Raw genomic sequence first — 19,607 nt, 5'->3', positions numbered from 1 at the left:
TTTAATCTAACCATCAAATCTGGCTCATCAATTACTAGCAAATTTTGCTCAAATAAACTTCGAGTCAATCTTTACTTCAATCAATGATAATTTCTTATCTCAACCTAAGCAAAAATCCACACAAGTTGTTTCTCTATCAGTTTTAAATATCTCGTTACGCATCATCTGCAAGTAACCAAGCAAGGATTGAAATAATAACACATCAGAATTAATTGTCAATACCTAATTTCAAAATATTTCAAATTACTTAAGCTAAACACCAAAATAACCATGAAAAACCAAAACTTAACAGCATCATCAATCTTCTAAATTATCGTTATCATCACTCCCTATGGATGCGTATTATAGACACTTCCTCTTCCTTTGCAAGCCTTTTTTGTGATTTATTTTTCTTTTGATTTCTTTACATACGGGAAAATTAATAAGGTATTGATTTTTATAAAATAATTAATTTATACATCTTGGGTACAATTTTTTAGCAAATATCTTACTATTCTTTATATATAGCTATGCTAATATAGTTGCGTTTATTTTATATCTTATTTGGATTCTATCATTATGAGTAAGGCTCTTCCGATTGCCGTTGCGGCTGTATTGGGTGGTGTAGCGTTGGTACCTGTATATTTGGCAAGTCAAAATCCTAGTCAATTTCAGACTAAGCCAGCATTAAATGTGAATTTCGATACTAAAAATGCTAACGCAGCACAAAAGATCAGTTATGTCTTGGGATACGAAATAGCAAATCAAAGCCCTGAGGAAATTGATTTAGATGCTTTTTCAGCTGGTGCGAAAGCAGGACACGCACATGAACAGTTCCCATTTACACAAGAAGAGATTCAAGCTGCCCATCAAGAGTTTATGAAACAGATCCAGCAAAACCAAGTTGCTAAACAAGCTACAAATGCTAAACCTGCACCAGCATCCGCTGCGACTAAAGCAACTGACGAAGGTGCTGCTTTCCTTGCCGAGAACGCAAAGAAACCTGACGTAAAAACTACTGCTTCAGGTCTGCAATATATTGTGAAAAAACCAGGTACGGGTAAACAACCCACTGCTAACAGCACAGTCAAAGTACACTATCAAGGTACTTTAATTAATGGTCAGGTTTTCGATAGCTCTTTGGAACGTGGTGAACCCATCGAGTTTCCATTAAAAGGCGTGATTCCAGGTTGGACTGAAGGTTTACAGTTGATGAAAGAAGGTGGTGAATTTACTTTCTTTATTCCTGCAAAATTAGCATACGGTGAGCGTGATATGGGTAGTATCCCACCGAATAGTACCTTGATTTTTGATGTGCAATTGATACAAGTGAAATAATTTTCATTTTGCCCAGATCTCAAAAAGCCAATCATGATTCGTGATTGGCTTTTTTAACATAAATCACTTGAAAAGTATCTCAACTATGTTGATACTTTGGATATCTTTTTAATTTTTATCAATGGGATGATCTAAGATGTTGAAAAAAATCATTTTATCGACAGCTTTGCTGACTACAATTTCTTATGCAAATGCTGCACCAATTACTGAAAACAGTCCTGAATCTCAAAAACTGGGCTATACTATTGGTTATCGTATTTCTGAAACCACCAAAAATACCTTTGCTAATTTAGATACACAGGCTTTTTTACAAGGTGTTCAGGCTGCGATAAAAGGTGAGAACCCTACAATTACTCGTGAAAGCATGAATCAAGTTATTGATAATTATGCAAGACAACGCCAACAACAAGCGATGCAACCTTTTACCGATTTTCGTAATGTCGTGGCAGGAAATGCCCAAGTACAGGCAAAATTTCTAGCTAATAATGCTAAACGTGCAAATGTTGTGACCACAAAATCAGGTTTACAGTATGAAGTCTTTACCCAAGGTACGGGCGTAAAACCGACTGCAAACAGCAATGTATTGGTGAATTACGAAGGACGCTTGCTGGATGGAACGGTTTTTGACAGCTCGATTGCCCGTGATCACCCTGTTAATTTTAAAGTGAATCAAGTTATTCAAGGTTGGCAAGAAGCATTACAACTGATGCCAAAAGGATCGGTCTATCGGGTATTCGTGCCTGCTGAATTGGCGTATGGTGAAATTGGTGCAGGTGAGATTCCGCCAAATAGCATGTTGATTTTTGATATTATGTTATTAGATGTTGATGCAAAATAAGCATTTTTAAATACTAAGGATAAATATGATTTTATCCTTAACGTGAGTTCGGGATAAACTAAGATATAATTGTTTGATTTTAAAAGTAAATTTAATTCGTCTGTAGGGTACGTCTTACGCACCTTTCAGAAAACGGCATTAAAATGGTGCGTGGGACGCACCCTACTTTTTAGAAATCATATAATTACAATAAAAATATGCCTTTTTAAACCGAACTCACGTTATCCTTAGTATTTTCATCTTTTAAAAATCTTGCATTAATTTAGTAATACCATCATAAAGCTGATCGTTCACTGGTGTAACAATCTGATGTTTTTTACCCAATTCCCGCACTGTACCCGCAAATAAATCTAATTCGCACACACGTTTTGCCAATAAATCTTGTCGTAGTGATGGCATACTGGTCGGATCGAGATTGTCCATAATATTTACCCACATGTTAAAATCATCTTGATTTAAAGGCACGCCCTCGGCATTTGCTATCGCAATCACTTCTCGCATGGCAGCTTTAAACATTTCTCTTGCCTCACCTTCCGCCTGTACTGTGGCAAAAGTGCCTTGATACAAGGCAACGGTTTGATTTACCCCAACATTGAGCATGAATTTGCCCCAAAACTGGCGTGGCATATTCGGGCTAATACTGTGTGGGAATTTTAATCTTTGAAAAAAGTCGGCAACCGCTTGTACTCGTTGTTGTTCTTTTTCATCATCGCTCATAGCACCAATCACCAATTGTCCTGCATCACGATAAATCAATTTATTGTCTTCTTTACGAGCGTCCATTTGTTGTGCCACACAATAGACAATACGCTGTTTGCCAAAATACTCTGCCAACACTTGTTCGCTGGCAATGCCATTTAGGGCAGAAACAATAATTGTTTTCTCACCCAATTGACTGGCAATCAGTGGTAAAACATCTTTGAGTTGATAAAACTTACAACATACCAAAACCAAATCGGCAGGCGTAGCACACTCTTCAGGTGTCAGATAATTTAAATCCACCGCTTTGCCATTTACCAATAAACCTTGTGAGCGGTAACGTTGTACACGATTTTTATCGGCAATAATGCGTAAATTGTCACTTAAAAAAGGTTGTAATTGACTGGCAAACAATGCCCCCAAAGCACCGAATCCGACTATAGAAATGGTCTGCATTATCAACTCGACAGGATTAAAAAATTTAATTGTGATTATAGCTGAATTGCAAATACAAAAAAATCTGCATCTTCTTTTGCTCTATAGAGAAAATAAAATGCAGATTTTTGATTTTTAAACGTTAAGAACCGATTGGCTTAAGGTTTAAATGGGGTTTTATCTGGATTTTTGCGGTAATTTTCCCCAATTTCATCCCAAAGTTCGGCAGTTTGAATACCATGATCTTTTGGATTATAAATCGGATCTATACCCATTTTGAGTTGCTTTTCATAGTCATTCAACACATCAAAAGCTGGTTTTTGCAAGAATAAAATACCAATGATATTTAACCAAGCCATCACACCCACACCCAAATCGCCCAATGCCCATGCCAAATCCGCAGTTCTCACACAGCCATAAACCACCATCATGATAATCACTACTTTAAGCACGATAATTGCCCAATCGAGCTTAAAAGTACGACTTAGGTAACGGATATTGGTTTCGGCGATATAGTAATATGCCATAATCGTGGTGAAAGCGAAGAAAAATAATGCAATCGCCACAAATGCTGAACCAAAACCTGGCATGATATTTTCCATCGCGGTTTGTACATAGCCCGGACCTGCTACCACACCTTGTACACCGTGGAATAGAAAGCCTTCTTTATTATTCGGATCTTGCACATTGTACATGCCAGTGATAATCAACATGAAACCCGTTGCTGAGCAAACAAATAGCGTATCGACATAAACCGAAAATGCTTGTACCAAACCTTGTTTTGCTGGATGTGATACCGCTGCCGCTGCCGCTGGATGCGGGCCTGTACCTTGACCCGCTTCGTTCGAATATACACCACGCTTGACGCCCCACTGAATAGCCAAGCCAATAATCGCACCAAAAGCTGAATCCAGACCAAAAGCTGAACGGAAAATCAAAGCAATCGTGTCAGGCAATTGTTCAATATGCATCAATACGATAACTACTGCAACGATGATATATGCCAAAGCCATAAAAGGCACAATCAATTCTGCTGCTGATGCAATACGTTTTACACCACCAAAAATGATAAAGCCCAATAATACTGCCAAAATTGCGGCTGAGGTTGGTTTTGCAATATCTAAAGAATGGCTCATTGCTTCTGCAATTGAGTTGGCTTGTACGCCTGGTAATAAAATACCGCAGGCAACGATAGCAGACAATGCAAACAGCACACCATACCATTTTTGACCCAAGCCTTTTTCAAAATAATAGGCTGGACCACCGACAAAGTGTCCGTCTTTATCTTTTTCTTTCCAAATTTGAGCCAAAGATGATTCGACAAAAGCGGTACTCGCCCCCAAAAATGCCACCATCCACATCCAAAATAGTGCACCGGGTCCACCAAAAGTAATTGCCGTTGCCACACCAGCAATATTACCCGTACCGACACGCCCTGCCAAAGACATGGCAAGGGCTTGGAAAGAAGATACGCCTTCATTGGAGCTTTTGCCGTCCATCAACAGGCGTAACATGCCACCAAAATGGCGTACTTGTAAAAAGCGACTACGAATGGAAAAATACAGCCCCACGCCTAAGCATAGATAAATCAGGGCAGGACTCCACACCCAATCATTCAGGTGTCCTACTAATTGTTCCAATGTCATACAACCTCCATATAGAAACTTTAACCCATTTTAAAATTGTCTTATTGCCCTTTTGCGACTTAAAAAAAATGACAAACGTAACAAAAGTATGAGTTTATCTTAATTAAAAAAATTTTTTTTGCAAATATTGTTTTTGGAATATATCTATTGCTATATCTAATAATTTGATTTAACCCGATATTTTATAATGACTTTTTCTAATATATTTTGAAGATAAATAATGATAATAGAAGCACTTCCACGATTTCAATACTTGCCCCAACCGTATCTCCCGTAATGCCACCAATTCTTTGCATAAATCGCCATCTTAAATAAAATACACTGGCAAAAAAACCTAAGTACAGTAATAGTGCCGTTTGCCAACCTAAAAATAATAATGAAAACGTTGTCAATAAAATTACACTGATTACAGCAATTTTGCTGACATCTTGCAAAGCACTACCCAAACCATTTTTCCTGACATAAGATGTAGTTAAAAATAAAACTAAAGGACTTAATCGCCCCAACATCGGTATAAACATCAAAATCCATAAAAAACTTTTATTTAAATGTGATAATTCTAATAGGCTATATACGCACGCCCATTTTAGGGCGATATTTAACACAATCGCGATTACGCCCATCGCCCCACAAGTCGGGTCTTTCATTATTTTTAAAGTACGTTCAACATCGCCATAACCACCCACCCACGCATCCGCAGTATCCGCTAAGCCATCAAGGTGCAATCCGCCCGTCAGCCATATCCAAGCGACGACAATTAAAATACTTAGTAGCATAATGGGTAAAGTTAAAAAGCTTGCCATTAGCCACAATATACCGCCAATCATCAAACCAATCAGCGGATAAAATAGCAGTGACAAAGCGTTTTGTTCACGGCTTGGCATGTACGGTAATCGCACAGGAATAGTGGTGAGAAATTGCAAAGCAATTAAGAAAGGCATCACAATGGACATGATGACTCGCACAATGCTAAGTGATGATTTTGCCAAGTAAAGCGATACACTGTACCGAGTTCGGCAGGCTCTGTCAGCATCGCATCTAGTGGCATGTTTTTGGCTTTGCAATGTAAATATTTAATCACACCGCCATGCGTGACCACTAAGATATTTTTGGCTTGATATTGTTCGGCAAAGGCATTGATTTGCATTAAAGCAGTGTCTATACGCTGTGCAAAATCAGTTAAGCTTTCCGCATTCGGCGGCGTGAATTGGCTTGGACTTTGCCAATATTGGCTCAATTCATCAGGAAATTGCTCAAATAATGTTGCCACATCGCAATTTTCCCAATCCCCAAAATGGATTTCTCGAAAATTGGCATTTATGAGTATTGGTAAATCATGCTTTTGGGCAATATGTTCAGAAAATAAGCGACAACGCTGTAAATCTGACGTGATGATTGCATCAAAATTTTGCTTATCGACAATGGCATGATCAAAGCCATTTTGCATTTGCGTCCAGCCTGTAGCGGTCAAAGCATCGTCCGTCCAACCACGTAAAACTTTACCGCCTGCCAAAAGTTCGGTTTCACCGTGGCGAATAAATGAGAGTTTCAACTTTTCAGACATCTTTATTCAGCATCTTTACGCAATTTTTTAAGTTCATTTAGTAATATTTTGCGGTCATAGCCACGATATTCTTGACCACCACTCTCTCGAATTTCTAAACCTACAATTTCACTACCTGCTGGCATCGTCGCACGATGCTTGCCTTGCTTATCTAAGACCATAATTGCTGGATAATGATATGTTTGTTTTGCACCAATACGTTTAAATATCTCATTTCCATTGCTTTTTTCGGCTTCGATATTCACTACAATGAAATTATCTGCAACAAATTGATTTAATGCTTTAGCGTCTTGATACTGTTCGTTGCTGACTTGCTCTAACATCTGCCATTTTGAAAATTCACCTGTATTATCTCGCCATTGATAATTAAATTCGCCTACTTTTCCTTGAATATATTTATGAAAAACATGGTCCCAAATACACCATTCTGCACCATAAACAATTAAAATTCGTTTATTAGGTTGTTGCTTAGCGTCATTTATGGCTTGTTTCAAAATAGTAAGTTGATCGGCACATTCATCATACAAATCAGCCAAACCATCGCCACAATTTTTAGTAAGTTGTTTTGGATAATTATCAATGGGCATAGCATTTATATTGCTACATGCCACCAATAAGAAAAATGGAACACTCAAAAATTTACGCATAAATTCAACCTTTTTTTAAATTATCAATGCACAAAAAAAGCAAAAATTTGTACACGTTATGCTGATAAACGGACAAATTTATAACGCGTATTGCCCACAGTAATCAGCATTTCCACTGCATTGGCTTGATCATCGACAAGTTGTTGTAATTGCACTTTGCCTTTTAATAATTGTGTCGCCAAATCATCTACCGCCATCAAGCTTGATTCACATAGCATCAAAGTAGACATTGCATCTGAAAATTTCACCTGATCTTTTTCAACTTTATACTGTGCTGATACGCCATTACAACCATTGGTCACACCTGCATAGTCTTGATTAATTTGCAAAATAATGTCTTTGCCATCTCGACCTTTGAGCGTTGGTGCTTTATATTCCGCACCATTTTCAGATACAGCAAGTAAACGCCATTTACCTTGTAAATTGGTAGTGGTTAAAGCAATCGGACGATAGGCAGTCATTTGGCTCACCGTACTGGTAGATTGAGATCCCTGTGTATGGGTCAGATTATTTTGGCAGGCAGATAATAATAATGTGCTGATTGCCAACGTTATAAAAGCGATTTTAGACATGTTGTTATCCTGATGTAGGTTAAAAATAATATAGCATTATTTGGACAATGAAAACATCAGCTTTTATCCGATACATTGGCATCGGCAAAAGTCGCCATCTCACGGTGTACCACGCACGCCAATTGGATAATACCAAAAGCCGTGGTTGCCCCAGTGCCTTCACCCAAACGCAAACCCAAATCTAACAAAGGCTTGGCATGTAATGCGTGTAAAACCGCCTTGTTGCCATATTCTGCTGAACAATGCGAAAACAACATATAATCTCGCACGCTTGGGCAGATTCGCACCGCACACAAAGCACATACTGCCGAAATAAAACCACCAACAATCACAGGCAAGCCCAATTGTCCTGCTCGCAAATACGCCCCGACCATCGCCACCATCTCAAAGCCTGCCACCGCACGGAGCATCTCTAATGGATTATCCAAGTATTGATATTTATCAATGGCTTGTTGAATGACTTGTTTTTTGAAAGCAAAGGTTTTGTCATCGACCCCAGTGCCTAGACCTGTTAAAATTTCTGCATTTTCATTTAATAATAGTCCTGCCAAAACCGATGATGCCGTGGTATTACCGATACCCATTTCCCCTGCGATATAAATATCTGCACCGTTTTCCACCGCACGTTCAACGCTCTGTTTGCCGATATTTAACGCTTGCTCAAGCTGTTCACTGGTCATGGCAAAGTCTTGTAAAAAATTCTGCGTACAGGGTGCAACATGGCATTGTTCCACGCCATCACAAGTATAACTTTCGCCCAAAGTACCACAATCTACCACTTGCGATGTTGCCCCATAATGCCGAGCCATCACGCTGATACACGCTCCGCCACTGGCAAAGTTATACAGCATTTGTCGGGTGACGGCTTGCGGATAGGCAGATACGCCAAGGCTAGCAATACCGTGATCGCCCGCAAAGGTAGCGATATGTAATTTGTCAGCCGTTGGGCAGATTTTACCCTGCATACCTGCTAGGGCAATTACCACATCTTCCATTTGCCCCAATGCACCTGTCGGTTTGGTAAGTTGGTTTTGGCGGTCTTGGGCTTGTTGTTGCGTGGTTTGGTTGAGTGGTTTGGTTGGTTGAGTGTACCAGTTCATTTTCGATTTTCTTTTTACAAGTTCATTACGCTATTATATGATATGGCTATAACTGAAATCCAGTAAGGTTGAAAAATGACACCTAAAGATGCTTATGCTGATTGTAATTTTAAAAGTATTGAAAGTTTAGAAGAATCTATACAGCTCAAATCAGATAGTGCTTTTTCAGCCGATTTTATGGGTTATGAAAGATTTTCCCCACCTATATTTTACGTTGCAATTTCTCCGTACTTTCAATTTTCAAAGGTATATCACGGTGAATATGCTTTTAGTCATCATCAACGTTTTTTGGCATTAAGATTGTGTCATATAAATTTCAAACACAAGTTTAACACTTATATTTTTGATTTTGAAAAGATGAAATATTGTTGCGTGGAACAATTACAGATTTGGCAACTCATCAACTTTAATTATCCTTATCTTACTTTTGGTACAAGCTATGATGATGATTGTGAAATTTTCACTCGCTCTATTGAATATCAAACATGGTATAGTTTTGCTGATTTTAAAAATAAAGAAATAGGCGGTGTTACTGATGGTTATTATTTCAGACACCCAGAAGAAAAACCAAAAGATTATATTTCACATTTTTAACCTTTTAACACCATTGGCAAACCTGCCACAAAGAACGTGACGTTATCCGCCATCTGTGCCAATTGCTGATGTAAAAAACCACTTTCATCAACAAACTGGCGTGATAATTGCCCCATCGGCACGATGCCAAGCCCAGTTTCATTACTGACCAATAGTATATAACAATCCGAATGTTTTAAATTTTCTAATTGCTGTAATAATTGCTGTTTTTGCTCACCCAGTAAATTTTTATCATCATGACAAAGTAAATTATTTAGCCATAAAGTCAAACAATCCACCAAAATCACGCACGGTTTTTGGCTTAAATCTTGTAAAGTTTGAGCCAAATAAATCGGCTGTTCAATGGTTTGCCATTCATTTGGACGGCTGTTTTGATGATGAACAATACGGTCTGTCATTTCATCGTCAAAAGCTTGTGCAGTAGCAAGATACATCACAGGCAAGCCTAATTCATCGTTTAACGCTTTGGCTCGCTGTTCGGCATGACGACTTTTGCCCGACCTTGCCCCACCTAAAAAAAGCTCTATCATTGCGTTAATTCCACACTATCTTTGGCAATATCATATTTGAACGCTGTAGTGACTTTGGCAGAATGATAACTGATGCCCAATTGTTGATGCCCTGCAATATAGAGCTGATGACGATACTTCAAATCCAAAAACTCAGGGTCAAATGCCCCATCAAAATACATCAAACGGATATCATCACAAAATTCCGCATTAGATGAAGTGTTTTCCGTTGTTGATGCATCGCATTGTTGCAATAATTTGCCGATTTTTTTGGCGATATGAGCTTTATCAATATGATTTTCAGCAAGATAATTTTGCATATCAAACCAACGATTTTTCTGTAAATCAACAGTATAATAATCGGTAAAATATCGACTGGTCATATCGCTCACTTTATAATCAATGGCAAAGGTCAGGACACTGTCACTTTGGTAAATGATACGATAACTCACTTCTGCTTCAACTGCATCGATGACGTTTTTATTATCAAAATATTGGTGTAAAAATTGCTGTAAATGGCGATTGATAAATGCCAGTTTTGGGTTGGAAAAGTAGGGCAAACTTCCCGATAATCGTTTATTCATAGCAGGTTTAATGGCTTTATTTTGCCATATCTGTGTTTGCTGAACGGTTTGTGTAGGCTGATTTTTTGCCATCACGCATGGGGAAAATATCATACAAGCAAGGAATAACAATCCTATTTTTTTCATGATTTATCCAAACTCGCTATTTATTTTGCTCATCATTTATCTTAGCATAACTTAAAAGCAATCAAAAAGGAAAAATATGTCCCTTTCTCAAAATCCAAAACCTGATGAAAAAAATAAAAAATCGGATGACAAGCCATCTATCAAAGCAGAGTTTTTCGGGGCGTTTTTAGGTGAATTGATTGGTGTTATATTTTTGGCTTTTCCGTTATTTTTTGCCTATTTGTTATTTGCCTTCGGTATGGTTTGGCTAATTATTCCGATGCTGGTTTGTTGTGTTTTGGCTTATCGTTATTGGCGAAAAAAATTATAGATTCAATTCAACTTGATTGAATAATTTTCCTTGTAAATCCTGCGCTTGATAAATACCAAAACACAATTTATCGACCAAAATAGTTTGCCTATTTAAATATTTTTGCTGTAAATCAATCAATTCTTTTTCAATCTCTCGCATGGCAAAACGATTGCGATAAAAGCCCAAGGTAATATGCGGTGTATATATATTTGGGGCGATTTCTTGATGATGCGTTGCCAAAGTCGTTCGGATCAAATCAAGATTTTGATTAGGCGATATAGCAATATAAGGACAAGCCAAAAAACTAGCAAGCCCTGTGATACTTAAGCGAAAAGGCGATAATTTTAATTGTTGTAAGGCGTGGATTTGTTGTTGCAGTTGGTATTGCGTAAAGTCATCATCATGCAGTATTTCGTCCACCCAAAAACCATTCACAAATAAAGTAATATGGGCTTGGCGTCGATAATCTGGCTGTAAATAATCTGCCAAATCCGATTGTAATTGTTGATATAAATTTAAAATATTCGGCTCATTGATGTCGATATACCATAGGGCATAATATTGCCGACCTTTGTGCCATGCTGGATAATCCCGCAAAATAAAAGGCTGCGTATCATTTTTCATATCATCAGCCTTTTATTTCTTTCACCTTTATCGAAATTATTCAGATGCAGGTTTTAAATGACGTGGGCGGAAACCGAGTGCCAATAGTGCTGCCGCATAACTTGCCGCACCCACCACACACAACAAGGATAACATTGCCGCACGCATCCACGCACTTTGACTGACATCATACCAATGCAAGCCCATCCACAATACCAACGCCATCACCGCATTCGCCGCTGCAAATTGCACAAAAGTTTTACGCCAATGCCCTTCAAAACGGAAAATATTACGACGATGCAACGTGACATACAACAATACCGCATTGACAATCGCTGAGCCTGACGATGCCAAAGCCAATGCCAAATGCTTTTCTTTCCAGTCGATTAAATGAAAAATCCCCAATAGAATCAAGGTAATCGCCATATTTGCAAAAACCGTAATCATCCCGATACGTACAGGTGTTTTGGTATCTTGTTGGGCATAAAACCCAGGGGCAAATACCTTAATCAACATATAGGCAATCACACCACCACTCATACATTGCAGTGCCATGGCGGTCATTTGTGCATCACGCAAGCTAAATTCGCCATGTTGGAAAATGGTTTGAATAATTGGCATTGCCAACATCGACAAGGCAATACTGGCAGGCATACCGACCAAAATAATCACTTTAGTCGCCCAATCTAATGTCGCACGGAATTTGCTCATGTCTTGTTCAGCTTTTTTACTCGATAAAGACGGCAAAATCACCGTCCCAATCGCCACGCCAATCAAGCCTAATGGCAATTCGGTCATACGCTCTGCACCGTACAACCACGACACCGAACCATCTTGCATATGCGATGCCCAAAAGCTGTTTAATAATAGATTGATTTGCGTCACCGATACACCAAATAAGGCAGGCAACATTAATTTTAAAATACGCTGTACGCCTTCATGTTGAAAATCCAATTTTGGTGGAATCAGTAATTTTTTCTTCCATAATTCAGGCAGTTGGATGGCAAGCTGTAATGCCCCCGCGACAAATACCGCCCAACCCATCGACATAATCGGCGGATCAAAAAAACTGGTGGCACACAAGGCAAAGCCAATCATCACCAAGTTTAATAACACTGGGGCAAAAGCAGGCATGGTAAACGAGCCATAAGTATTGAGAATACTACTGGCAAATGCCGTCAGTGACATAAATAATAAATAAGGGAAAGTCAGGCGAAATAAATCAATCAATTGGGCAAATTTGGCAGGATCACTGGCAAAACCACCGGCATAAACATGCAAAATCGCAGGGGCGAAAATCATGCCTAATAGCGTGATTAAAGTCATCACCAATAATAATGCACCAAATACTCGACTAATCAGAATTTGTACTTCTGCATGGATACGTTGGGTTTTATATTCATTTAGGACAGGAATAAATGCTTGTGAAAATGCGCCTTCGGCAAACAATCGTCGAAAGAAATTCGGAATACGGAATGCCATCAAAAAGGTATCGACCGCACTACCTGCACCAAATACATTGAACATCACCATATCACGCACCATACCGACGATACGTGACAGCATGGTCATTGCACTGACCGTCAAGGTTGAACGCCATAACGCCATGGCTTTTCCCCAAAAAATCGTTATTTATAAAATCGCTGTATTGTAGTGGAAAATCAAATCATAAACACAAATAAAGCGTAACTTTTTTTATTGTTCTCCAAAAATAATTTCGAAAATGGGTTCAGTCACGCTTCGAGTTAAATCAACGTAAACTTGCAATCAAATGCCGTAATTTTTGCCAATCAAAAAACGCCCCTGGGTCGGTTTTTCGTACTGGGGCAATGTCAGAATGTCCCGTCAAATGCTGTTTGGTTTTTGGATAAGCGTGTTCAATGGCTAAAATAATCTTCGCCAACACATCATATTGCACTGGCTCAAATGCAGTATCATCACTGCCTTCTAATTCAATTCCGATGGAATAATCATTACATTCAGTTTGTCCCAAATAACTCGAACGCCCTGCATGCCACGCACGGTCATTAAAATTGACAAATTGAATCACTTCCCCTGTGCGTAAAATCAACAGATGAGCCGAAACTTGCATAGCTTTGATGGTTTCAAAATAAGGATGAACACTACTATCCAATTGATTTTGAAAAAATTGTTGAATATAACCACCGCCAAATTGTGATGGCGGTAAGCTAATATTATGTATAACGACTAAACGGATTTCACCTTTTTTATTGGCAACATCATCGCCTTGTGGACGTTGATTAAAATTCGGTGATGGCAATTTCGTTGCACCGTGTAATACACCATCTTCTACAGAAAATTGTTGTGCTAACATGATGATTCATGCTCCTTAGATACTCAATTTATTTAAAAATTATCTTGGCTGAATATTGGCATAAATCGATGGACGATTGTTATATAGGTCAATATCAGCTTGTTTAAGTTTGAAATTCTCCAAATTCTGTCCACGATAAACAGGATACATCAAGGCATCAGGGTCATCATTATGTTCAATATTTAGACCATGTCCAAGTTCATGAGCGATCACCATTTTCAACTCATCCAGACTTTCAAAAGTATAAATATCAATCTTTTTACCCGTGAATACGCCCTGTTGGTATTCACCCATATGATAAGTCTGATTAAACTGCTCGACTTGTTGATTGTAGTTTTGCGTACTGGCATTATACTGATCAACCGCATCATTATAAGCCTGACTTTCTGCATTATAACGTTCAGACAGCTGATTTTTTACACTGCCCAATTGATTAAGCTGTTCGGTTTTTTGACGTAATACTTGATACATTTGCTGTTGCGGAGTCTGTTGATATTGGCTATTTAATGCCTGATGTTCTGCCAAACTTTGTTGATATTGTTGCTCTAGATGTGCCAACTCAATTTTTAAATTTTCTAATAATTGTTTTTGTTGATCCAAATATTGTTTTTGCTGTTCACGATGGGCTTGTTTACGATCCAGGCCCTTTTCTTCTTGTGAACGTGCATCAATTTTGGCTTGATGCTCATCATAGACCAAATTGATTTTCAGTTTTGCAGTCGGGTCATAAACAAAGACTTCTTTGTGCAAACCATCATGCCAAATTTGTACGGCTTCTTCGGTAAGTTTTTTGACTTCGCTTGGACTCATGCCAAAACGTGGATCAACATCGCCAATTGCATAGCGTAAACGCATATCAAAAGGATGCTGAATACGATGTTGGATACTATTAAATGCCAATTGCGGTTGAAAATACAATTGCACCGCAAAAAATAAAAAAAGGGCGGTACATAAAGCATAGAAAAGATTGATAAACTTTTTCATGATATGATGACCTTTTCCCTCCCCCAACCCCTCCCTAAGGGAGAGGCTTTCCTTGGGAGAAAAATAGGATATTCATTTCAAATTATAGCGTATGACCTATCGCTTTGCCCATCACCACTTTACTGCCTTCTTTGAGTTCATCCGCCCATTGCACTTTGTCTTGTTCAAATAAAACAATTGCTGTTGAACCCAAATAAAAACGTCCCAACTCATCGCCTTTTTCTAACAGCATATCATGATGTTGTAATTCCAAATTGCCCGATGGTTTGACCTTGCCTGTTGCTACGGTTTCGATGCCCGCTACAATCATCGCCCCAACCAATACTACCGCCATACGTCCCAATTCGGTATCAAATAAGCACACCATACGTTCATTGCGAGCAAATAGAGCAGGAATATTTTCTGCCGTAGTTTGATTTACCGAAAACAATTCCCCTGGAACGTATAAAGTTTCGGTCAATTTACCCGAAAACGGCATATGTACACGGTGATAATCTTTTGGCGATAAATAAACTGTTGCAAATGCACCGTTTTGGAATGGCTCAGCCAATTGGCTATCAGCGATCAATTGTTGTACTGAAAATTGATGCCCTTTGGCTTGGAAAATTTGCCCTTGCTCAATTTGACCAATTTGTGAAATTGCACCATCAGCAGGACTGGTGACGGCTGTTGTATTGCTATCAATTGGACGTTCACCATCTTTTAACGCACGGGTAAAAAAGGCATTAAACGAGCCATATTGCCCAATTTTTTCTGCTTCAGCAATGCTTAAATCAATGCCATATTTTTGTTTAAAAGCAAAAATCACCGCATTTTTGAGTAAAGGTTGTTCGCTTTCTGCCACTTTTCCCACCAAACGGCTAAGCTGGTGTTGCGGAATACGTTTTTGGGCTTGAACAAAGCCTTCGGCCAATAGAGATTGTGCTTTGTGTTTTAATGATGACGTTTTTGATGACATAGAATTTAAGCTCCACAGACCACAGCAGTCTCACGATGATTGCCCCATTCGCTCCAAGCTCCGTCATAAGCACGCACTGACCAACCCAATAATAGGGCAAGCAAATACGCCAAACCAGAACGATGATGCGATTGGCAATACACCACCACAGGTTTGTTCAAGTCAAACCCGAGTTGCTGTAGTTGTTGTTGAATAAGTGATAATGGCTGTAATTTTAAATGATTTTCATAACAAATGGCAGTGCTATGCGGATAACAGATTGCATTCGGAATATGTCCCGCACGTCGGCTCATGCGGCGTTCGCCACGATATTCTTCTTGTGAACGACAATCCCACAATTGGATCTTGTCACCATCTTGTAAAATCAATTGTTGTAATTCAGAAAGCTCGATACGGTGCTTGGCTTGTTGTGATGTGTTAATTTGAAAGCATTTTTCTATATCAATATTTTGCTCTGGCACTTGATTGCTCACAGGTAGGTTGCTTGCCAACCATGCATGCAAACCACCATTTAACACACTCACTTGATAAAAACCTGCACAATGCAAATTCCACAATACACGCCCTGCCCAAGCTCCGCCTTCATCATCATAAATCACCACATGATGTTCGGGATAAACGCCAATCTTGTTGATCAATGCTTGCAAATCCACATCTTTTGGTAGCAAACCTGTCGCCATCTCATCACTACGCAAAAGATCTTGCGGACTCACTGCAATCGCCTGCGGGATATGCACTTGGCGATACACATTGGCACGGCTGACATCGAGCAGTTTAATCGGCTGTTCAGTCTGTAATAATTGCCATAACTGTTCAGCCTCTAATAATAAAGGTATCTCACTGCTTGCCTGTGTCATGTGCATCATTTCAATCAGCCATATCGGTTAATGAATCACTTGCGTGCTGTTTGGCTGACCAATCACTTGATCCTCAATATGCTGATTGTCTTGCTCAGTCGCTGTTTCAATCTGGAAAACCTGACGCAAATAAGCCAAGAAAGTATCATTATCCGTCATGGTTTTACCTGGGCTATCAGAAATTTTTGCCACTGATTGACCATTACACTCGACCAATTTCAGTACGATATTCAGCGGTGTTTGCCCCATATCATTGGTAAAATTAGTACCGATACCGAAGCTGACTTGGAAACGATCTTTGAAATATTGATATAACTGCCATGCTTTTTCTAGATTTAAACCATCACTGAAAGTCAGCATTTTGGTACGGCTATCGATTTTTAAATTTTTATAATGCTGATGGGCTTTATCGCCCCACACATACGGATCGCCACTGTCATGACGCAAACCATCAAAGAGTTTGGCAAAATAAAGGTCAAAATCACGCAAAAATGCGTCCATTCCCACCACATCGGTTAGTGCAATCCCTAAATCACCACGATATTCTTGTACCCAAGCTTCGAGTGCTGCTTTTTGGAAATCACGCAATTTGACATTCAAGGCTTGGAACGCCTGTAAAAATTCATGTGCCATCGTCCCAATCGGTGCTAAGCCCAATTGCATCGCCAAATACACATTACTGGTACCACGAATCACATTTGGTGCTGCAGTTCTTAAAGTTTGAATGACATGACGTTGCCACGCCAAGCTATAACGACGGCGTGTGCCAAAATCCGCTACTAAAAATGGTGTATCACCGATTTTTTGTTGTGTTGCATAGTCGGCGATTTGTTTGGCTTTGGCTTGTAGGCGTTTTTCACCTTCAATTAAGGCTTCTTCCACATTTAAACGACTAAAATATAGTTCATTAACAATTGCCAAGACAAAGATTTCAAAGAACATGGCTTGTACCATCGGCCCTTCGATACGAATCACCAATTCACCTTGTTCATCTACTGATGTTTCGATAAAGCGACGTTTGAGTTGGAATAATTCTAAATAATCAACAAAGTCACTTTTAATAAAACGTAAACCACGCAGATAATTTAATTCTTGTTCGGTAAATTTTAACTGACATAAATGATCTAATTCTGCATCCAGCTCATCTTTGATCTCACGCAGAGGATATACTGTATCCTTTGTATTGCGACAACGGAATAAATATACACTATGCGTCTGTGGAAATTGATGTAATACCACTTGTAGCATGGTAAATTTATATAAATCGGTATCCAATAAGGATTGAATGATGCCTGCCATCGTCCGTCCAGTGTGAAGTTATCGGCTAAAGGTTGCTATATTAAACGCTATCACCGTATTCAGCCAGTGTTGAGTACGCAAAATGACAAAATAATATACTTTGTCACGCTATAGATGTCGTCTAATGATGCCTGATTATACAGTGTTTCATTTAAACATCTTTTTGTTTATTGCAAAACTATTTTCAATCATTATTGAAAAATTAGAACCATGTCTCAAAACGCAATAAGGTACCTAAATAATGTTTACGATTAAGTGGCTTATCATTGAAATAATTGACTTCTGCTTGCACAAATAGCCAATCTCGCCATACTGGCTGACGCCATGACATAAATGGACCGTAGCGATCTAACTTTGGCTTGCCATTTTCCATGGCACCACCCGTATATACACCGTAGTTAAACCAGTTTTGTGCAAAAAATTGATGCTGACGAAAAGCACGGTTATCCCATACAAATTCTTGCGTATCTCTGTCAGTATAAGTCAAACTAAACTGATCTGATAAAAATGCATTGTTCGGGCGACTGTGACGTAGCTCTAAGTTGGTACGTAAATAATGTTCACTCTTGATGCCATAACGATAAATTTGCTCAGCGTAAAAATTATAATCATCACGCAATTTCCAATCCTTATGTGCTTCAAATCTTAAAAAAATATCATCAGTGGATCGTACACCAAGATCCACATCCGTTTTGATGCCCCACGGATTTTTAAAACGCTCCCAACGCAATGCCAAAGATGCGTTTTCTGTGCGTGTCTGTTTACGATCCACGCTGACTAAATTGTTCTGATGATTTGCCGTGGTATTTGTGGGTGGTGTTGACGGTGATGTTGATGGTGGCAAAGCCATATTTGTAGCTGTTCCACGTGAAACATCAACGCTTGCACCGTTACGAATTTGGTTATCTAAGCTATCATCACCAAAGACTACACTGAATCGATTTTCTAAGGTTGGTAGTTTGATTTTACCTCGTACTCTAGGTTTAATTTTACCACCATCATAGTCGTTCCAAACATAGTCATTAATAATCCGTAAATTCGCATAAGCAGGTTGGAATTCATTGGTTTCGCCAAACCAATCATCAATACTATGTGCATATTTTTGTAATGCATCATGGATTTTGTAGTGCTTACGGTCTATCCATGTACGGTCTTTACTTTGTCCTAATGTGGGTACTACGGCCTGATCCGAATTTATCGGCAATATCGTGGGCATGTCATCAATGATTTTAGGCACAATACCCAAGACCGTCTGATATTCGGTACGCGTTTTTTGTACTGTAGGTGGCATAATAGGCTGTGCAGTAGGTTGTGTGTTATGCTCAACCACATTGGTATTGGTTTGGTCTTGCACATTTGTTGTAGAGCGTAAAGAATCTTGCTCTGTTTGTTTTATAAAATCTAACCAAGCAGCCTGATTAAAATGTGGTTGTACTGGTAGAGTTTGTGCCATGCCCTGACTTGATAGGCTTAAGCCAATAAATACGGCTAAAATATTACGATTCATCACTGTTGTCTTCATTAAAATTCCAGTTGTGCTCGAGTACATCATAACGGATTAAACTTTTAAAATTAGGACTTACGCAAACCTAACCGAAGGGCAACGAAGTTGCTCACAAATATAGTCATCAAGAAGCCCTTGCTTAAT

Annotated in this window: 21 protein-coding genes; 4 read left to right on the top strand and 17 right to left on the bottom strand. The window is 38.9% G+C overall.

The genetic code is table 11. The features are described 5' to 3' along the window. The first annotated feature begins 558 nt into the window (after nt 1-558). Complete coding sequence (locus tag ACEYX7_RS07545; protein ID WP_374805525.1) at nt 559-1,317, top strand: FKBP-type peptidyl-prolyl cis-trans isomerase; 759 nt, start codon at nt 559-561, stop codon at nt 1,315-1,317. Nucleotides 1,318-1,453: 136 nt separating this feature from the next. Continuing rightward, nucleotides 1,454-2,155, top strand: coding sequence for an FKBP-type peptidyl-prolyl cis-trans isomerase (locus ACEYX7_RS07540; RefSeq protein ID WP_374805526.1), 702 nt, complete (start codon nt 1,454-1,456; stop codon nt 2,153-2,155). A 243-nt stretch (nt 2,156-2,398) separates the two neighbouring features. On the opposite strand, the gene ACEYX7_RS07535 is transcribed toward ACEYX7_RS07540, so the two are convergent. From ACEYX7_RS07535 to cobT, 7 genes are all read right to left on the bottom strand, one after another. Beyond that, nucleotides 2,399-3,310, bottom strand: a complete 912-nt coding sequence (locus ACEYX7_RS07535; RefSeq protein WP_374804860.1) for a ketopantoate reductase family protein — start codon at nt 3,308-3,310, stop codon at nt 2,399-2,401. Between the two features lie 137 nt (nt 3,311-3,447). Beyond that, the gene (locus ACEYX7_RS07530; protein WP_374804859.1) at nt 3,448-4,935 is read right to left on the bottom strand and encodes an alanine/glycine:cation symporter family protein; all 1,488 of its coding nucleotides are present in this window, start codon (nt 4,933-4,935) and stop codon (nt 3,448-3,450) included. Nucleotides 4,936-5,132: 197 nt separating this feature from the next. Continuing rightward, nucleotides 5,133-5,879: an adenosylcobinamide-GDP ribazoletransferase gene (gene cobS, locus ACEYX7_RS07525; RefSeq protein ID WP_374804862.1), complete on the bottom strand. Its 747-nt coding sequence runs from the start codon at nt 5,877-5,879 to the stop codon at nt 5,133-5,135. After that, nucleotides 5,876-6,499: a histidine phosphatase family protein gene (locus ACEYX7_RS07520; RefSeq protein WP_374804858.1), complete on the bottom strand. Its 624-nt coding sequence runs from the start codon at nt 6,497-6,499 to the stop codon at nt 5,876-5,878. Before ACEYX7_RS07520 ends, cobS begins: the two co-directional genes overlap by 4 nt. A gap of 2 nt (nt 6,500-6,501) precedes the next feature. Further along, a complete protein-coding gene (locus ACEYX7_RS07515) occupies nt 6,502-7,146 on the bottom strand; it encodes a hypothetical protein (RefSeq protein ID WP_374804857.1) in 645 nt (214 codons plus the stop codon). A gap of 56 nt (nt 7,147-7,202) precedes the next feature. Continuing rightward, nucleotides 7,203-7,718: an META domain-containing protein gene (locus ACEYX7_RS07510; RefSeq protein WP_374804856.1), complete on the bottom strand. Its 516-nt coding sequence runs from the start codon at nt 7,716-7,718 to the stop codon at nt 7,203-7,205. A gap of 56 nt (nt 7,719-7,774) precedes the next feature. Continuing rightward, a complete protein-coding gene (cobT, locus tag ACEYX7_RS07505) occupies nt 7,775-8,818 on the bottom strand; it encodes a nicotinate-nucleotide--dimethylbenzimidazole phosphoribosyltransferase (RefSeq protein ID WP_374804855.1) in 1,044 nt (347 codons plus the stop codon). 75 nt (nt 8,819-8,893) lie between these two features. Between cobT and ACEYX7_RS07500 the strand changes: the two genes are divergently transcribed. Then, complete coding sequence (locus tag ACEYX7_RS07500) at nt 8,894-9,412, top strand: hypothetical protein (RefSeq protein ID WP_374804854.1); 519 nt, start codon at nt 8,894-8,896, stop codon at nt 9,410-9,412. Here ACEYX7_RS07500 and cobU read toward each other — a convergent pair. Both cobU and ACEYX7_RS07490 read right to left on the bottom strand, forming a co-directional pair. Then, nucleotides 9,409-9,942, bottom strand: a complete 534-nt coding sequence (cobU, locus tag ACEYX7_RS07495) for a bifunctional adenosylcobinamide kinase/adenosylcobinamide-phosphate guanylyltransferase (protein ID WP_374804853.1) — start codon at nt 9,940-9,942, stop codon at nt 9,409-9,411. The two genes, ACEYX7_RS07500 and cobU, sit on opposite strands and share 4 nt — an antisense overlap. Next, a complete protein-coding gene (locus ACEYX7_RS07490; protein ID WP_374804852.1) occupies nt 9,939-10,631 on the bottom strand; it encodes a hypothetical protein in 693 nt (230 codons plus the stop codon). Before ACEYX7_RS07490 ends, cobU begins: the two co-directional genes overlap by 4 nt. 76 nt (nt 10,632-10,707) lie before the next feature. Between ACEYX7_RS07490 and ACEYX7_RS07485 the strand changes: the two genes are divergently transcribed. After that, nucleotides 10,708-10,941, top strand: a complete 234-nt coding sequence (locus ACEYX7_RS07485) for a hypothetical protein (RefSeq protein ID WP_374804851.1) — start codon at nt 10,708-10,710, stop codon at nt 10,939-10,941. On the opposite strand, the gene ACEYX7_RS07480 is transcribed toward ACEYX7_RS07485, so the two are convergent. The 8 genes from ACEYX7_RS07480 to ACEYX7_RS07445 all read right to left on the bottom strand — a co-directional run bounded on the left by ACEYX7_RS07480 (nt 10,936) and on the right by ACEYX7_RS07445 (nt 19,466). After that, nucleotides 10,936-11,547, bottom strand: coding sequence for a 2'-5' RNA ligase family protein (locus tag ACEYX7_RS07480; protein ID WP_374804850.1), 612 nt, complete (start codon nt 11,545-11,547; stop codon nt 10,936-10,938). The genes ACEYX7_RS07485 and ACEYX7_RS07480 overlap by 6 nt on opposite strands. Before the next feature lie 36 nt (nt 11,548-11,583). Further along, on the bottom strand, nt 11,584-13,134 hold the full coding sequence (murJ, locus tag ACEYX7_RS07475) for a murein biosynthesis integral membrane protein MurJ (protein ID WP_374900389.1): 1,551 nt from the start codon (nt 13,132-13,134) through the stop codon (nt 11,584-11,586). A 142-nt stretch (nt 13,135-13,276) separates the two neighbouring features. After that, entirely contained in the window at nt 13,277-13,861 is a 585-nt protein-coding gene (gene ampD, locus ACEYX7_RS07470) for a 1,6-anhydro-N-acetylmuramyl-L-alanine amidase AmpD (RefSeq protein ID WP_374804848.1), read from the bottom strand. A gap of 39 nt (nt 13,862-13,900) precedes the next feature. Then, nucleotides 13,901-14,845: a matrixin family metalloprotease gene (locus tag ACEYX7_RS07465; protein ID WP_374804847.1), complete on the bottom strand. Its 945-nt coding sequence runs from the start codon at nt 14,843-14,845 to the stop codon at nt 13,901-13,903. Nucleotides 14,846-14,927: 82 nt separating this feature from the next. Then, complete coding sequence (asd, locus tag ACEYX7_RS07460; protein WP_374804846.1) at nt 14,928-15,803, bottom strand: archaetidylserine decarboxylase; 876 nt, start codon at nt 15,801-15,803, stop codon at nt 14,928-14,930. Nucleotides 15,804-15,808: 5 nt separating this feature from the next. Next, nucleotides 15,809-16,660 (bottom strand): sulfurtransferase, encoded by an 852-nt coding sequence (locus ACEYX7_RS07455; RefSeq protein WP_374804861.1) that lies wholly within the window; start codon nt 16,658-16,660, stop codon nt 15,809-15,811. A 27-nt stretch (nt 16,661-16,687) separates the two neighbouring features. After that, nucleotides 16,688-17,959 carry a nicotinate phosphoribosyltransferase gene (gene pncB, locus ACEYX7_RS07450; protein WP_374804845.1) on the bottom strand — a complete coding sequence of 424 codons (1,272 nt, stop codon included), beginning with the start codon at nt 17,957-17,959 and terminating at the stop codon, nt 16,688-16,690. Between the two features lie 202 nt (nt 17,960-18,161). Then, a complete protein-coding gene (locus tag ACEYX7_RS07445; RefSeq protein WP_374900388.1) occupies nt 18,162-19,466 on the bottom strand; it encodes a hypothetical protein in 1,305 nt (434 codons plus the stop codon). Nucleotides 19,467-19,607: the final 141 nt, after the last annotated feature.

The sequence above is a fragment of the Hubeiibacter jixunmingi genome (genome assembly GCF_041928215.1).
Classification (GTDB): Bacteria; Pseudomonadota; Gammaproteobacteria; order Pseudomonadales; family Moraxellaceae; genus Acinetobacter.
The sequence above is the reverse complement of the archived record's forward strand: the minus strand, read 5'-3'. Positions and strand labels throughout refer to the sequence as shown.

Bases quoted from the DNA above. Each gene is read 5' to 3' on its own strand.
- ACEYX7_RS07545 (WP_374805525.1), top strand. From the start codon at position 559: ATGAGTAAGGCTCTTCCGATTGCCGTTGCGGCTGTATTGGGTGGTGTA.
- ACEYX7_RS07540 (WP_374805526.1), top strand. From the start codon at position 1,454: ATGTTGAAAAAAATCATTTTATCGACAGCTTTGCTGACTACAATTTCT.
- ACEYX7_RS07535 (WP_374804860.1), bottom strand. From the start codon at position 3,310: ATGCAGACCATTTCTATAGTCGGATTCGGTGCTTTGGGGGCATTGTTT.
- ACEYX7_RS07530 (WP_374804859.1), bottom strand. From the start codon at position 4,935: ATGACATTGGAACAATTAGTAGGACACCTGAATGATTGGGTGTGGAGT.
- ACEYX7_RS07520 (WP_374804858.1), bottom strand. From the start codon at position 6,499: ATGTCTGAAAAGTTGAAACTCTCATTTATTCGCCACGGTGAAACCGAA.
- ACEYX7_RS07515 (WP_374804857.1), bottom strand. From the start codon at position 7,146: ATGCGTAAATTTTTGAGTGTTCCATTTTTCTTATTGGTGGCATGTAGC.
- ACEYX7_RS07510 (WP_374804856.1), bottom strand. From the start codon at position 7,718: ATGTCTAAAATCGCTTTTATAACGTTGGCAATCAGCACATTATTATTA.
- cobT (WP_374804855.1), bottom strand. From the start codon at position 8,818: ATGAACTGGTACACTCAACCAACCAAACCACTCAACCAAACCACGCAA.
- ACEYX7_RS07500 (WP_374804854.1), top strand. From the start codon at position 8,894: ATGACACCTAAAGATGCTTATGCTGATTGTAATTTTAAAAGTATTGAA.
- cobU (WP_374804853.1), bottom strand. From the start codon at position 9,942: ATGATAGAGCTTTTTTTAGGTGGGGCAAGGTCGGGCAAAAGTCGTCAT.
- ACEYX7_RS07490 (WP_374804852.1), bottom strand. From the start codon at position 10,631: ATGAAAAAAATAGGATTGTTATTCCTTGCTTGTATGATATTTTCCCCA.
- ACEYX7_RS07485 (WP_374804851.1), top strand. From the start codon at position 10,708: ATGTCCCTTTCTCAAAATCCAAAACCTGATGAAAAAAATAAAAAATCG.
- ACEYX7_RS07480 (WP_374804850.1), bottom strand. From the start codon at position 11,547: ATGAAAAATGATACGCAGCCTTTTATTTTGCGGGATTATCCAGCATGG.
- murJ (WP_374900389.1), bottom strand. From the start codon at position 13,134: ATGGCGTTATGGCGTTCAACCTTGACGGTCAGTGCAATGACCATGCTG.
- ampD (WP_374804848.1), bottom strand. From the start codon at position 13,861: ATGTTAGCACAACAATTTTCTGTAGAAGATGGTGTATTACACGGTGCA.
- ACEYX7_RS07465 (WP_374804847.1), bottom strand. From the start codon at position 14,845: ATGAAAAAGTTTATCAATCTTTTCTATGCTTTATGTACCGCCCTTTTT.
- asd (WP_374804846.1), bottom strand. From the start codon at position 15,803: ATGTCATCAAAAACGTCATCATTAAAACACAAAGCACAATCTCTATTG.
- ACEYX7_RS07455 (WP_374804861.1), bottom strand. From the start codon at position 16,660: ATGACACAGGCAAGCAGTGAGATACCTTTATTATTAGAGGCTGAACAG.
- pncB (WP_374804845.1), bottom strand. From the start codon at position 17,959: ATGGCAGGCATCATTCAATCCTTATTGGATACCGATTTATATAAATTT.
- ACEYX7_RS07445 (WP_374900388.1), bottom strand. From the start codon at position 19,466: ATGAATCGTAATATTTTAGCCGTATTTATTGGCTTAAGCCTATCAAGT.